Below are 14013 nucleotides of genomic sequence, written 5' to 3' on the forward strand. Positions count from 1 at the left end.
AGAGGGGCTTGCCATGGAACCCAGCGCATCCGCGGTCGCCGAGATCAAGGACTGGTCCAAGGACTACACCCGGCGCCACCCGATCGCCTCGCTGCGGACGGTCGGCAGACAGGTCGAGCTCGGCAGGCGGGCGTTTCGCCATCTCGTCACCGACATCGCCACCCGGCGGTTCCCGTTCGACGAGTTCGTCGGGCAGGCGATGTTCATGGTGAAGACCTCCCTGCTCCCGACCGTGGCCGTTGCCCTGCCGATCAGTGCCACGCTGTCCATCCAATTCGGCCTGCTCGCAGGGCAAGTCGGTGCCACCGCACTGGCCGGGGCCGCCAGCGGCCTGGCCGTCATCCGGCAGTCGGCTCCCCTGGTGACCGCCATCCTGCTGGCGGCGGCCGTCGGTTCGGCACTGTGCGCCGACCTGGGTTCACGCAAGATCCGCGAAGAGATCGACGCGATGGAAGTGATGGGGGTGTCGGTACTACGCAGGCTCGTGGTGCCGCGGCTGGCCGCCGGGATCATCATCGCGATGGCGCTCACCGCCGTGAGCTGTTTCGTCGGCTTCCTGGCCGGCTATCTGTTCAACGTCTATGTCCAGGACGGCACACCGGGCAGCTACATGGAGACCTTCTCCTCGTTCGCGACCGCCGGTGACCTGTATCTGGCGATGGTCAAGGCCGCGGTGTTCGGGGTGATCGTCGTCGTCATCGCGTGCGAGAAGGGCCTCAACACCCGTGGTGGGCCGGGTGGGGTGGCGAACTCGGTGAACGCCGCCGTGGTCGCCTCGATCGTCGCGCTGATGGTCGTCAACCTGGGCTTCACCCAGCTCTACACGATGCTGTTCCCGAGGACGACACTGTAATGGCCAGCGTCTACCGCCCACCGGGTGTCCGGACCGTGCTGCTCGTGCTGTCGGGACCGTGGCGCGTCGTCATCCAGTTCGGGCACATGGTCACGTTCTTCGTGCGGGCGGTGCTCTCGATCCCGATCGCGCTGCGGCACTACAGTCGCGAATCGCTGCGCATCCTGTCCGATGTGACCTGGGGCAACGGCTCACTCATCGTCGGCGGCGGGACGGCGGGGGTGATGATCATCCTCGGCGCCGCCGCGGGCGGCATCGTCGGAATCGAGGGTTTCAACGCGCTGAAGCTGCTCGGCATGGAGCCGGCGACCGGGATGATCGCGGCGACCGCCGCGACGCGTGAGCTCGCCCCGATCATGGCCTCGATCGCCTTCGCCGCACAGGCCGGTTGCCGGTTCACCGCCCAGCTGGGTGCCATGCGGATCGCCGAGGAGATCGACGCCCTCGACGCGATCGCGATCCGCCCGGTGCCCTTCCTGGTCTCGACGCGGCTGATCGCCTCGATCGTCGCGGTGATCCCGTTGTTCCTCGCCGCGCTGGCCGCCGACTACCTGGCCGTCGAACTGTTCGTCGGAATCGTCGGCGGTCAGTCGTTCGGCACGTACGCCCACTATTTCGATCTGGTGCTCAGCGGCACCGATGTCGTGTATTCGCTCCTGAAGGCCGTCGTGTTCGTCACCATCACCACCACCATCCAGTGTTATTTCGGCTATTACGCCCGGGGCGGCCCCCAGGGCGTCGGGGTCGCGGCCGGGCGGGCGATGCGCGCGAGCATCACGGTGATGATCTCGGTGAATCTGTTGATGACGTTGGCCCTGTGGGGTTTCGACGCCGGCTCGCGGATCAGTGGGTAGCGCGATGACGATAGTGTTCGAATCCGACGACCGGCACCTGAGCAACGCGGGCCTGTTCGTGCGCGGAGTGGCCGCGCTGAGCGTGGTCGTCGCGACCATCGGGGCGATGATCGCCCGATCCGAGGGCGCGTTCACCGAAACCGTCGAGGTCACCGCGATGCTCGTCGACGTGGGCGACGGCTTGCCGCAACGATCCGACGTCAAGTACCGGGGCGTACTGGTCGGCACCGTGCGCGCGGTGGAGCCCGCGGATCGCGGAGCGCCCAACAGGATTCGCATCGAGCTGCTGCCCGAACACGCGGCGGGTATCCCCTCGACGGTGACCGCGCGCGTCGTCCCGAGCAATGTCTTCGCCGTGCCGTCGGTGCAGCTCATCGACAACGGCCCGGGTACCCCGCTGACGCCGGGTGCGTCGATTCCCGAGGACCGCAGCCGGGCGAGCGTGCAGCTGCAGACCTCACTCACCGCGCTGAGCCGCATCGCCGACGCGGTCGGCCGTCCCGAATCCGACCCGACCGTCGGGATTCTGGAGACGCTCGAGCGCGCGACCCGAGGTCGTGGCGCCGACGCGGCGGCGGCCGCCACCCAGCTCGAACGGATCGTGCGGGCCTACCGGGCCGAGGCGTCGGGCGGGGACGACACCACATCCTTGCTCACCGGACTGACCGAGGCCGTGCACGGCCTCCGTGACGCCGCGCCCGATCTGCTTGCCGCACTGCACAATGCGGTCGTGCCGTTGCGCACCGTGGCCGAGCAGCGAGCCCGGCTCACCGAACTGCTCACCGCGGGCGTCGCCACCGGCGAGAAGGTCGGCACCGCGCTGAACAACCGAACCGATTCGATCATCGACCTGAATTCGAGGCTGGGCCCGGTCCTGGCGGTCCTCGCCGCGGGCAGCGGCAATTTCGTGCAGATGACCACCTCGCAGACCCGGATCGCGACCGTGTTCGCACACGACTTCTGGCAGCCCGACACCCAGAGCGGCACCGCCAAGGTGATCGTCGAACTCACCCCGCACAAGCAGTACACCCGCACCGACTGTCCCCGCTACGGCGATCTGGCCGGTGCGAGCTGTGCGAACGGACCCGCCGCGGGTCCGCCGGTGATCGGTGCCGCCGATCAGCCGGTGACCGTCCTCGACCAGCGCGCGATCATCGCCGAAAGCCTCGGTCTGCCGACGGAAGCCGTCGACCTGGCCGACCTCTTCGGTTTGCTCGTCCCTGCCCCACCAGCTGGAGAACCACGGTGAAACACAGACGCGATCTCGTCGGCCTGACCGCATTCCTGCTCGTCGCCGCCCTGCTGACCTGGATGGTCCGGGTGACGCTGCAACGCGATGTCCCCGGCGACACCCACGCGTATTCCGCTGTGTTCAGCGATGTTTCGGGGCTGCGGGTCGGTGACGACGTGCGCGTCGCCGGCGTACAGGTGGGGCGGGTCGACTCGATCGACATCGACGGACCGCACGCGGTGGTGGGTTTCCGGCTGCAACGCGAGCACACGGTGTACGACGACACCATCGCCTCGGTGATCTACCAGAACCTGATCGGGCAGCGTTATCTCGGCCTCTCGCGGGGCGAGGAAGGTGAGGCCGCTCCCCTGGCACCCGGCGCGCGCATCCCGCTCGAGCGCACCGAACCGTCCTTCGATCTGTCGGGTCTGCTCAACGGTTTCCAGCCACTGTTCAGCGCGCTCGACCCCCACGACGTCGACAACCTGACCGCCGCCCTGATCCGCGCGCTCCAAGGCGACGACGGCGCGGTCGCCGCGCTGATCACCGAGACCGCGACGCTGGTGCAGACCTTCGCCGGACCCGACCAGGTGCTCGGCGCCCTCATCGACAACCTCTCGGCGGTGGTGAGCGCCCTCGCCGGGCAGACCGGCGGACTGCGGACGACCATCGCCCAGACCCGCAAGATCTTCGAGGCACTCGAAACCCGCCGCGACACCCTGCTGGACCAGACCGCGCAGATCTCGACCGTGGTCGCCGATGCCGCCGCTGTCGTCGACGGCGCGGGACCCTCGCTCACGGAGTTCATGAACCGTGAACCCGGCTTCGCCAGTCATTTCGTGGACGGCAGAGAGCGTTTCGCGTTTCTCGGTTTCAATCTGCCGTCGCTGTTCCAGGCCATGATCCGGGCCACCGACGCGGGTGCGTTCGTCAACGCCTACGTCTGCGATATCGGTTTCAGCATCATCCCCGGCCTGGATCCGTTGATCGCCCAGATTCTCGGCGGCACTTCGCCGACTGGTCGGCCCCAGCATTCCGCGATCTGTAGGTAGGACCATGAACAAACCGTTTCGCGCGTTCACCCGCCTGTTCCCGGTCCCCGCACGCGCGGACCGGCACGCCGATTCCTCGCTGGGGACCGGTCTCGTCGCCGTCCTTTCGATGGTGCTGGTGCTGATCGTCCTCGTGGTGGTCAATTCGCTGCATCTCGGATCGCGCACGGTGTCGGCCGATTTCGCACAGGCCGCGGGGATAGCCCCCGGTGACCCGGTGACCTGGGCGGGCATCCCGGTCGGCACTGTGACCGCGACCCGGCTGGCGGGTGACCACGTCGAGGTGGTCTTGACGATCGAGGAGGACATCGCCCTCGGCGCCGATACCTCGGCCGCGATCAAACTGACCACCCTGCTCGGCTCCCGCTATGTCGAACTGCGCTCCACCGGCGTCGGCGGGTTGGCCGACGACCGGATTCCGTTGTCGCGCACCGCTGTGCCCTACGACCTCGAGACCGCGCTGCAGGACGCGACGACCACCTTCGATCAGCTCGACGCCGACCAGATCGCCGAATCGATGACATCGCTGTCGCGCGGGTTGGAAGGCGTGCCGTCGCTGGTGCCGGGCATCCTGCGTGATATCCGCTCGCTGTCGAACGTCATCGCGACCCGACGCGACCAGATCGGCACCCTGCTGACCAGTACCGAGCAGGTCGGCACGGTGATCCGCGACCAGCAGGCCGAACTCGCGGCGGTGGTCACCCGCGGTGGGGCGGTGCTCCAGCAGATCCTGGCCCGCCAAGACGCGCTGCGCAGCCTGCTGGCCGCGACGACCCGGCTGGTCGAGCGACTCGAACCGATCGTGGTCGGTGAGCACGCGGAGATCGAGCAGTTGCTGACCGACTTGCACGACATGACCGCGATGATCGCGGGCCACGACGAGCTGCTGCGCAACATCCTGGAAATCCTCCCGGTGCCGTGGCGCATGTTCGCCAACGCGACCGGCACGGGAGCCGAACTCACCGCCAACGCGCCCGACGGCGCTTTCGTCGACTCGTGGATGTGCGCGCTGAGCGCCCTCGCCGTCGAGGCCGGCCGGGCGCCCTACCTCGAGGACTGCCGATGAATGCGCTGCTGTCCACCCTGAAACTGGCCGTGGTCACCCTGACCGCCGCCTGCCTCGCCGGCTGCTCCTCTGGGGCAGGCGCGGACACCACAACCCTCACCGCCCATTTCGCCAACGCCAACGGCCTCTACGTGGGCAATGCCGTCTCGGTGCTCGGTATGCGGGTCGGCCGGATCGTGCGGATCGAGGCGCGCGGTACCGAGGTCGAAGTCGAGATGAGCGTCGACAGCGCGATCGCGCTGCCCGCCGACGTGCAGGCGGTGACGATCTCGGATTCGCTGCTCACCGATCGCCACATCGAACTCACCCCCGTGTACCGGGGCGGCCCGATCCTCCCGCCCGGCGCGGTACTCGACCAGGCGCACACGAAGTCACCGGTCGAGTTCGACGCGCTGCTCTCGATGGCACAGCAGTTGTCGACCTCGCTGGGTGGTGACGGCACCGGCGCCGGTCCGGTCGCCGACCTGATCGACCTGGGTGCGGCCGCCACCGAGGGCAACGGCGCGGACATGCGCGCGGCCCTCGACGAGCTCTCCCGCGCACTGCGGTTGGGCGAAGACAACGGAACCGCCACCCGCGACGCGATCACGACCGTGGTCACCCAGCTCGACGAACTGACCGCCGCCGCGGCGCGCAACGACCGGACGCTGCGCGAATTCGGCGGTGCGGTGGCACAACTCAGCGACTTCCTGGCCGGTCAACAGCTGGGGACCGGTGACACCGGAGCGGCGGTGAACAGGATCGTCACACAGGTCACCGGGCTGCTGCAGCGGCACAGGGGAACGATCTCCGGGCTCGTCGGCAATGCGAACACCCTGACCGGTTCCCTGGCCGCCTACGACTACAACCTCGCCCAGTTCCTCGACGTGTTCCCGATGGTCGTCGACAACGCCTACAACTCCGTCGACCCGAATGTGCGCGCCCTGCGGGCCGGAGTGGACGTCAACCGGATACTGCTCGACGGCCAGATGGTCAAGGAGATCTGCAATCTACTACAGTTGCAGAGCCTGGGCTGCGCCACCGGAACCCTGCGCGATATGGGCCCCGACTTCGGCATCACCGCCATCCTGTCGGGCATCGCCGAAAAGAGCGGCCGATGACGCGCCGGATACTGCCGGGCCTGCTCACCGCGATCACGGTCGCCTGCACCGGCTGCGCGACGGGCCTGGATCGATTGCCGCTGCCCGCACCGGGTCTCGGCGGCGACACCTACACCCTCACGGCCACCTTCACCAACGCGCTGAATCTGCCCGCGCAGGCGAAGGTGACGCTCAACGGCGCCGAGATCGGCCGGGTCGAGTCGATGGCGGCCCGCGACTACACCGCCGTGGTGACACTGCGCATCACGGCGGCCGTGCGACTGCCGGTCGGCACGTCGGCGCAGTTGCGGTCGGGCACGCCGATGGGCGATGTCTTCGTCGCGATGAAGCCGCCGCCGGTGATCGAGCCCGGCGCCGCCGTACTCGCCGACGGCGCGGCGATCGGGCCGGAGTCGACCACGGCGGCCTCGACGATCGAGGAAATGCTCTCGCGCGCAGCACTTCTGGTGAACGGCGGCACCGTCGGGTACCTGACCACCGTGGTGGCCGCGCTCAGCGAGTACGTCGGCGGGCGCGGCGACCGGCTCGCGGCCCTACTCGACGAAACGCGCGCCCTGCTCGGCACCCTCACCCAGCGAACCGATCAGATCAACGGTGTTCTCGGCTCCGCCGCCGAGCTCACCGGGACGGTGGCCGCCGAGCAGGCGGCCCTCGCCGACGCCGTCGCCGCGGCCGGGCCCGCCGTCGAAGTCCTCGCCGAGAACACCGACGCGCTGGTCGCCCTGGTGGATCGCGTGCACACGATCACCACCCAGCTGGCCCGGTTCCCCAGCGTGCGTGGCACCAACGAGACCAGCATGGCCGCCAATATCAACACCCTGGCGGCCGGGCTCAATGCGGCGGCAACCAATCCGCAGGCCGACCTGAACGCGGTCAACGACATGATCAAGATCGTTCTCAAGATGATCAGCGGCCCCAACGGCCATGTCGCGGTGGACATCGCCCAGCTGGCCGTCCCCGACCCGGCGAGCCCGGGCGGAGCCGGTGGCCGGGCACCCGACATCACCGACTGGACCGCCTTCGTCGGTTCGCTCCAGCATATGATCGCCCGGCTCGGCGGCCGCCTGGTCGGAGTGCCGCGATGACCGGGCACGGCCCCGCCGAAGCACCCGCGCGCCTGCTCGTCGGGTTCGTCCGGGTGGCCCACCGTCACCGGTCGGCGGTGTCGTTGCTCGGGCTGCTCGCCGTCCTGGCCGGCGCCTGTTCGCACCTGCTGATCTCGACCTTCGGCATCGAACCGTTCGCGCGCCCCTATCGGGTCCGTGTCGAACTCGCGCAGTCCGGTGGGCTGTTGCCCGGCCAGGAGGTGACTCTGCGCGGTGTGCGGGTGGGTCGGGTCGATTCGGTGCGGGTGGTCGACGAGAAGGTGGTCGCCGTCGCCGCCATCGACGACGGCGTCCGGATCCCGGCGACCGGGCGGGTCCGCGCCGCGGCCCTGTCGGCGGCGGGCGAGCAGTACCTGGATTTCGTGCCCGACACCGAAGCCGGGCCGTACCTGGCCGAGGGGTCGGTGGTCACGCTCGACCGCACCTCCACCCCGGTTCCGATGGCGGACATGCTGCAAAGTCTCAGCGGCACCCTCGCCCAGATCGATCCCGAACGGCTCGCGACGATCTCGCGGGAGCTGGGGGTGAGCAGCGCGGGCCCCGACAAACTGGCGCAGATCATCGACGGCGGCACCTTCCTCGTGTCCACCCTCGACACCGTGTTGCCGAACACCGTGAACCTGTTGCGCAACAGCCGCGTAGTACTCACCGCCCTGCACGACGGGCGCGGCACGCTGCGCTCGACATCGGCGAATCTCGCGGCCGTCCTCGGCGGCACGGCCGCGATGACGGGTGGCTACGAGCGGCTGCTCGCGCAGACACCGCCGCTGCTCACCGAGCTCGATGCGGTGCTGGCCGAGAACTCGCCGACCATGGTCGCCTTGCTCGGCAATCTCGTCACCGTCTCCCAGGTGGCCTACTCCCGGATCCCCGCGCTCAACGAATTCTTCTTCCCCACCCAGCGTGCGGGATCGGCGCTCGACGCCGTCGCCTCGGCGTTCCACGACGGCGGTGTGTGGGCCCTGGCCAGCATCTACCCGCGCTACGCCTGCGACTACGACGTGCCGCGGCGCCCAGGGTCGTTGCCCGATTACGCGCAGCCGTATGTCAACGCGGACTGCACCGACCCGGACCCCACCCTCCTGCCGCGCGGCGCCCGCAACGCGCCACGCCCTGCCGACGACCCCGTTCGGCAACCCCCGCCCGCCGATCCTCTGCAAACCGCCACGCCCGCACCGACCGGGCCGCTGACCGTCCCCACTCCCTACGGCGGCAGCTTCACGCCCGGCCCACGCTGACAACCACCCCGCACAACTCTGGACACCTCGATCGCCGTCCGCATACGCTTGCGAGAATTCCATTTCCACTATAGGAGAACATGATGTCCGTACAGAACGTGCTCGACGAGATCCGCAACCGGCCCGGCACCGGTGACGTGATCCCGGTCATCGATCCCGCCACCGAGGAACAGCTCACCGAATTCACCGACGGCGGAACCGATGCCGTCGACGCCGCCGTGGCACGGGCGAAGGCCGCGTCGCAGTCCGGCATCTGGAAGAACCTCGCGGGCAGCGAAAAGGCCAAGATCCTGTGGCGCGTCGCCGATCTCATCGAGGAGAACACCGGCGTCCTGGCCGATCTCGAATCCCTCAACGCAGGCATCCCTCAGAACCAGGCCGCCACCATCGTCGCCGTCGGCGCGGAATGGTTCCGCTACTACGCGGGCTGGTGCACCAAGATCGACGGCATCTCCCACGATGTGAACGCCGGCGGGCTCGTCGGCGTGGAGTCGCACCAGCACGCCTACACCCTCAAGGAGCCCTATGACGTTGTGGGGCTGATCTTCCCGTGGAACGGGCCGGTGTTCAACTACTGCGCCAAGGTCGCGCCCGCCCTGGCCGCCGGCTGCAGCAGCGTGGTCAAACCCGCCGAGGAGACACCGCTGTCGGCACTGGTTCTCGACCGCCTCCTCACCGAAGCGGGGGTGCCCGACGGCGTGGTCAACCTCATCAACGGCTACGGCCACACCACCGGCGCGGCCATCACGGCGCACCCGGACGTGGACAAGGTCGCCTTCACCGGGTCGACCGAGGTGGGCCGGGCCATCGTGCAGGCCTCGGCGGCAAGCAATCTCAACAAGATCACCCTCGAACTCGGCGGCAAGTCACCGGTGCTGATCTTCGACGACGCCGACCTCGACATGGCGATCATGATGGCCGGTTTCGGCTCCTTCACCCACTCGGGCCAGGCCTGCGTGTGCGGTTCCCGCGTCTTCGTCCAGCGCGGCGCCTACGAGAAAGTGGTCGCGGGCATGGCCACGCTGGCCGACAACATGAAGCTGGGCGGGCCCAAGGAAGAGGGCACCATGGTCGGCCCGCTGATCAGCGCCAAGCAGCTCACGCGCGTACTCGGTTACGTCGAGCAGGGCAGGTCCGACGGCATCGAATTCGTCACCGGCGGTGAGCGTCTCGACCGCACCGGCTACTTCGTGCACCCCACCGTCGTCACCGAGGTCGACCCGGCGACCAGCCGCCTCTACCGCGAAGAGATCTTCGGGCCGATCGTCACGGTGCTGCCGTTCGACACCGAGGAAGAGGCCGTCGCGATGGCCAACGACAGCACCTACGGCTTGGCCGCCACCGTATGGACCAAGGACCTGGGACGCGCGCATCGCCTGGCCAAGCAACTGCAGGCCGGAACCGTCTCGCTGAACTGCCAGCTCGTGTTCGACCACTCCATGCCCTTCGGCGGCTACAAGCAGTCCGGCTGGGGACACGAAGCGGGCAAGGCGGGCCTCGACGCGTACCTGCAGACCAAGACGGTCTGGGCCCAGATGTGAGAGCGGGACATTGCCATGCACCCATTGCGAGAATATGATTCTCATCAATCACTAAGGAGGCTCTCATGACGCAGCTGGACCTGCCGTATCAGTTGTTCGACGCGGACAACCACCTCTACGAGACCAAGGACGCTCTCACCAGGTACCTCCCCAAGGAGTACGAGGGGACCATCCAATACGTCGAGATCAACGGCCGGACCAAGATCGCGGTGCTCGGCCAGATCAGCGAGTACATCCCCAATCCCACCTTCGAGGTGGTCGCCCGGCCCGGCGCGATGGAGGACTACTTCAAGAACGGCAACCCGGAGGGCAAGAGCCGCCGGGAGATCTTCGGCAAGGCCATGCGCTCGATTCCGGCGTTCCGCGAGCCGGGCGCGCGCCTGGAACTCATGAACGAGCTCCAGCTGAACCGCTCGCTGATGTTCCCCACGCTGGCCAGCCTCGTCGAGGAGCGCATGCGCCACCACCCCGATCTCATCCACGCGGTGGTCCACTCGCTGAACCGCTGGCTGCTCGAAACCTGGGGCGAGGACGGCAATTTCGTCTACAAGGACCGCATCTTCACCGTTCCCGTGGTGAGCCTGCCGATCGTCGAGAAGGCCATCGAGGAACTCGACTGGTGTGTCGAACACGGCGCCAAGGCCATTCTGGTCCGCCCCGCGCCGGTCCCCGGCCTGCGCGGGCCGCGCTCGTTCGCCATGCCGGAGTTCGACCCGTTCTGGCGGCGGGTGGTCGAGCACGACGTGCTGGTCACCATGCACTCCTCCGACAGCGGCTACTCCCGGCACAACGCCGAGTGGGAGGGCTCGAGTCTGGAGATGCTGCCGTTCCAGACCAACACCTTCCGGATGACCACCGAGTGGCGCCCCATCCAGGACGCGGTGGCCTCCTGGGTGTGTCACGGTGCGCTGTTCCGCTTCCCCGAACTCAAGGTGGCCGTCATCGAGAACGGCGCGTCGTGGCTGGCACCGCTGCTCGAGAACCTGGCCGACGTGGCCAAGAAGGCGCCGGAGGGCTTCGGCCATCAGGACCCGGTGGGGGCGGTCAAGCGCGGCATCTTCGTCAGCCCGTTCTGGGAGGAGGATCTCGGCGCGATCGCCGATCTCATGGGCGTGGACAACGTGCTGTTCGGCTCCGACTACCCGCACCCGGAGGGCCTGGCCGAGCCCGCGCGCTACATCCACGAGATCAAGGACATGAACCTCGAGCATCAGGCCAAGATCATGGGAGGCAATCTCGCGAGGCTGCTGAAGGTATGACCTGGCAGACCATTCCGCAGCTGGTCCGCAGCGCCGCCGATCGCTTCGGGGATGCCGAAGCGATCGTGGACGGGTCACTGCGGTTGAGTTTCGCCGAACTCGCCGATCGGGTGCGGGTCGCCGCGGGCGCGTTCGCGGCGGCCGGCGTCGGCAAGGGCGACCGGGTGGCGATCTGGGCGCCCAATTCCGCCGAGTGGATCGTTGCCGCGTTCGGGCTGGTCACCGCCGGTGGCGTGCTCGTCCCGATCAACACCCGGTTCAAGGCCGAGGAAGCCGCCGACGTGGTGCGGCGCAGCGGCGCACGGCTGCTGCTGGTGCAGCAGGGCTTCCTCGGCACGCACCACACCGCACCCGACGGTGTGCCGGTGATCGACCTGAAGTCCGATTTCCTGTCCAGCGGAAAACCTTTCGAACAGACGATGAGCGGCAGCGAGATCGCCGACATCATCTACACCTCCGGCACCACCGGCAGGCCCAAGGGCGTGATGATGAATCACCGCCAGACCCTGCGCCTGTACGCGGAGTGGTGCGATCTGGCCGACCTGCGCGAAGGCGACCGGTATCTGATCGTCAACCCGTTCTTCCACACCTTCGGGTACAAGGCGGGGCTGATCAGCTCGCTCATCCGGGGCGCGACCGTGCTGCCGGTGCCCGTGTTCGACATCGATCGTGTGCTCGAACTCGTCGAGCGAGAGCGGGTGACGATGCTGCCCGGCCCACCGACCCTCTATCACGCGCTGCTCGACGCACCGCCCACCCGCGACTTGTCGTCGCTGCGGGCGGCGGTGACCGGGGCGGCCGACATCCCGGTCGAACTCATCCGGCGGATCAAGACCGAACTACCGTTCCGGTCGATCATGACCGGTTACGGGCTCACCGAGGCCGGCACCGCGACCGCCTCCCGGCCCGGCGACACCTTCGAGCAGATCGCCACCACGGTCGGCACCCCGTGCGACGGCGTGGAGATCCGCATCGCCGCCGACGACGAGGTACTGGTCCGCGGGTACTCGGTGATGCAGGGTTACTTCGACGATCCCGACGCCACCGCCGAGGCGATCGACGCGCAGGGCTGGTTGCACACCGGCGATCTCGGCAGTCTCGACTCCGACGGGCGGCTTCGGATCATCGGGCGCAAGAAGGACATGTTCATCGTCGGCGGCTTCAACGCCTATCCCGCCGAGATCGAGGCCTTTCTGCTCGAGCATCCGGCGGTGGCCCAGGTCGCGGTCGTCGGCGTTCCCGACGGCCGGCTCGGACAGGTCGGCCGGGCCTTCGTCGTGCGCAAGGGACCGGTGTCGGAGGCGGAGCTGGTGTCGTGGGCCCGCGACCGGATGGCCGGCTACAAGGCACCGAGATCCGTGTGCTTCCTCGACGAGCTGCCGCTCAACGCCACCGGCAAGGTCATGAAAGACCAACTCCGCCAATCGTTTCCTTCGACTTCGAGGAACCCCTCATGAACTTCTCCGACATGATCCTGGTCAGCATCGACGACCACGTGGTCGAACCGGCCGACATGTTCGCCCGGCACACCCCGAGCAAGTACGCCGAATACATCCCGAAACTGATCACCAACGGTCAGGGCGTCGATCAGTGGGTCTACCGGGACAAGCCGGTGGGTGTCACCGGCCTCAACGCCGTGGTCGGCTGGCCGAAGGAGGAATGGGACAAGAACCCGGCCCGCTACGCCGAGATGCGCCCGGGGGTGTACGACATCCACCGCCGGGTGGAGGACATGAACGCCAACGGCATCCTGTCCTCGATGTGCTTTCCGACCTTCGCCGGATTCAGCGCGGGACACCTGAGCCAGTTCAAGGACGAGATCACCATCGCGGTGATCTCGGCGTACAACGACTGGCACATCGACGAATGGTGTGCCACCTATCCCGGCCGGTTCATCCCGAACGCGATTCTGCCGCTGTGGGATCCGCAGCTGGCCGTCGCCGAGATCACCCGGGTCGCCACCAAGGGGTGCCGCGGTGTCACGATGCCGGAGCTGCCGCATGTCGACGGGCTGCCCTCCTATCACGACGGTGAGTACTGGGCGCCGGTGTGGGCGGCGCTCGCCGACACCGGGTTGGTGATGAACCTGCACATCGGGCAGGGTTTCGGTGCGCTGCGACTGGCACCGAACGCGCCGATCGACAATCTGATGTGCCTCGCGCCGACGGTGTCCCAAATCGCCGTGCAGGATCTGCTGTGGGGGCCCGCGCTGCGCGGTTACCCCGGGCTGAAAGTCGCGCTGTCCGAGGGCGGAATCGGCTGGATCCCCTTCTACCTCGATCGTTCCGACCGCCACTACACCAACCAGAAGTGGCTGCGCCGCGACTTCGGTGGCCGCCTGCCCAGCGATGTGTTCCGCGAGCACGTGATGGCCTGCTATGTCACCGACCGGCATTCGCTGGAAATGCGGCACCGGATCGGCATCGACATCATCGCCTGGGAATGCGACTACCCGCATTCGGACTCGCTGTTCCCCGACGCTCCCGAGTACGTGCTGGAGGAACTCGTCGCGGCGGGCGCCGACGACAGCGATATCCACAAGATCACGTGGCAGAACGCCTGCCGGTTCCTGGACTGGGATCCCTTCGCCCATATTCCCCGGGCCGAGGCCACGGTCGAGGCACTGCGGAACACGGCACGCGATGTCGACCTGACCATCCGGCCCCGCGAGGAATGGGCGCGCCGCTACGCCGCCCAGCACGCAGGCTGATCA

At 68.0% G+C, this 14013-nt stretch carries 12 protein-coding genes; all 12 read left to right on the forward strand.

The window, feature by feature from the left end:
• The first annotated feature begins 13 nt into the window (after window positions 1–13).
• The 12 genes from HYG95_RS00710 to HYG95_RS00765 all read left to right on the forward strand — a co-directional run bounded on the left by HYG95_RS00710 (window position 14) and on the right by HYG95_RS00765 (window position 14010).
• Window positions 14–853 carry an ABC transporter permease gene (locus HYG95_RS00710; RefSeq protein WP_181696061.1) on the forward strand — a complete coding sequence of 280 codons (840 nt, stop codon included), beginning with the start codon at window positions 14–16 and terminating at the stop codon, window positions 851–853.
• Entirely contained in the window at window positions 853–1707 is an 855-nt protein-coding gene (locus HYG95_RS00715) for an ABC transporter permease (RefSeq protein WP_181696062.1), read from the forward strand. Before HYG95_RS00710 ends, HYG95_RS00715 begins: the two co-directional genes overlap by 1 nt.
• 4 nt (window positions 1708–1711) lie before the next feature.
• A complete protein-coding gene (locus HYG95_RS00720) occupies window positions 1712–2956 on the forward strand; it encodes an MlaD family protein (protein ID WP_181696063.1) in 1245 nt (414 codons plus the stop codon).
• Window positions 2953–3990: an MCE family protein gene (locus HYG95_RS00725; protein WP_181696064.1), complete on the forward strand. Its 1038-nt coding sequence runs from the start codon at window positions 2953–2955 to the stop codon at window positions 3988–3990. Before HYG95_RS00720 ends, HYG95_RS00725 begins: the two co-directional genes overlap by 4 nt.
• A 4-nt stretch (window positions 3991–3994) precedes the next feature.
• Window positions 3995–5056, forward strand: coding sequence for an MCE family protein (locus tag HYG95_RS00730; protein WP_181696065.1), 1062 nt, complete (start codon window positions 3995–3997; stop codon window positions 5054–5056).
• Window positions 5053–6156, forward strand: coding sequence for an MCE family protein (locus tag HYG95_RS00735; RefSeq protein ID WP_181696066.1), 1104 nt, complete (start codon window positions 5053–5055; stop codon window positions 6154–6156). Before HYG95_RS00730 ends, HYG95_RS00735 begins: the two co-directional genes overlap by 4 nt.
• A complete protein-coding gene (locus tag HYG95_RS00740) occupies window positions 6153–7241 on the forward strand; it encodes an MlaD family protein (RefSeq protein WP_181696067.1) in 1089 nt (362 codons plus the stop codon). Before HYG95_RS00735 ends, HYG95_RS00740 begins: the two co-directional genes overlap by 4 nt.
• Window positions 7238–8500 (forward strand): MlaD family protein, encoded by a 1263-nt coding sequence (locus tag HYG95_RS00745; RefSeq protein ID WP_181696068.1) that lies wholly within the window; start codon window positions 7238–7240, stop codon window positions 8498–8500. The genes HYG95_RS00740 and HYG95_RS00745 overlap by 4 nt, the downstream gene beginning before the upstream one ends.
• A gap of 83 nt (window positions 8501–8583) precedes the next feature.
• Window positions 8584–10041 (forward strand): aldehyde dehydrogenase family protein, encoded by a 1458-nt coding sequence (locus HYG95_RS00750; RefSeq protein WP_181696069.1) that lies wholly within the window; start codon window positions 8584–8586, stop codon window positions 10039–10041.
• 65 nt (window positions 10042–10106) lie between these two features.
• Window positions 10107–11300: an amidohydrolase family protein gene (locus HYG95_RS00755; RefSeq protein ID WP_181696070.1), complete on the forward strand. Its 1194-nt coding sequence runs from the start codon at window positions 10107–10109 to the stop codon at window positions 11298–11300.
• Window positions 11297–12757: a FadD3 family acyl-CoA ligase gene (locus tag HYG95_RS00760; protein ID WP_181696071.1), complete on the forward strand. Its 1461-nt coding sequence runs from the start codon at window positions 11297–11299 to the stop codon at window positions 12755–12757. The genes HYG95_RS00755 and HYG95_RS00760 overlap by 4 nt, the downstream gene beginning before the upstream one ends.
• Entirely contained in the window at window positions 12754–14010 is a 1257-nt protein-coding gene (locus HYG95_RS00765; protein ID WP_181696072.1) for an amidohydrolase family protein, read from the forward strand. Before HYG95_RS00760 ends, HYG95_RS00765 begins: the two co-directional genes overlap by 4 nt.
• The last annotated feature ends 3 nt before the right edge of the window (window positions 14011–14013 follow it).

Source organism: Nocardia sp. GTS18 (genome assembly GCF_013839555.1).
Lineage (GTDB): Bacteria > Actinomycetota > Actinomycetes > Mycobacteriales > Mycobacteriaceae > Nocardia > Nocardia rosealba.

Excerpts from the sequence above, each read along its gene's own strand:
- HYG95_RS00710 (WP_181696061.1), top strand. The coding sequence starts at position 14 with ATGGAACCCAGCGCATCCGCGGTCGCCGAGATCAAGGACTGGTCCAAG.
- HYG95_RS00715 (WP_181696062.1), top strand. The coding sequence starts at position 853 with ATGGCCAGCGTCTACCGCCCACCGGGTGTCCGGACCGTGCTGCTCGTG.
- HYG95_RS00720 (WP_181696063.1), top strand. The coding sequence starts at position 1,712 with ATGACGATAGTGTTCGAATCCGACGACCGGCACCTGAGCAACGCGGGC.
- HYG95_RS00730 (WP_181696065.1), top strand. The coding sequence starts at position 3,995 with ATGAACAAACCGTTTCGCGCGTTCACCCGCCTGTTCCCGGTCCCCGCA.
- HYG95_RS00735 (WP_181696066.1), top strand. The coding sequence starts at position 5,053 with ATGAATGCGCTGCTGTCCACCCTGAAACTGGCCGTGGTCACCCTGACC.
- HYG95_RS00740 (WP_181696067.1), top strand. The coding sequence starts at position 6,153 with ATGACGCGCCGGATACTGCCGGGCCTGCTCACCGCGATCACGGTCGCC.
- HYG95_RS00745 (WP_181696068.1), top strand. The coding sequence starts at position 7,238 with ATGACCGGGCACGGCCCCGCCGAAGCACCCGCGCGCCTGCTCGTCGGG.
- HYG95_RS00750 (WP_181696069.1), top strand. The coding sequence starts at position 8,584 with ATGTCCGTACAGAACGTGCTCGACGAGATCCGCAACCGGCCCGGCACC.
- HYG95_RS00755 (WP_181696070.1), top strand. The coding sequence starts at position 10,107 with ATGACGCAGCTGGACCTGCCGTATCAGTTGTTCGACGCGGACAACCAC.
- HYG95_RS00760 (WP_181696071.1), top strand. The coding sequence starts at position 11,297 with ATGACCTGGCAGACCATTCCGCAGCTGGTCCGCAGCGCCGCCGATCGC.
- HYG95_RS00765 (WP_181696072.1), top strand. The coding sequence starts at position 12,754 with ATGAACTTCTCCGACATGATCCTGGTCAGCATCGACGACCACGTGGTC.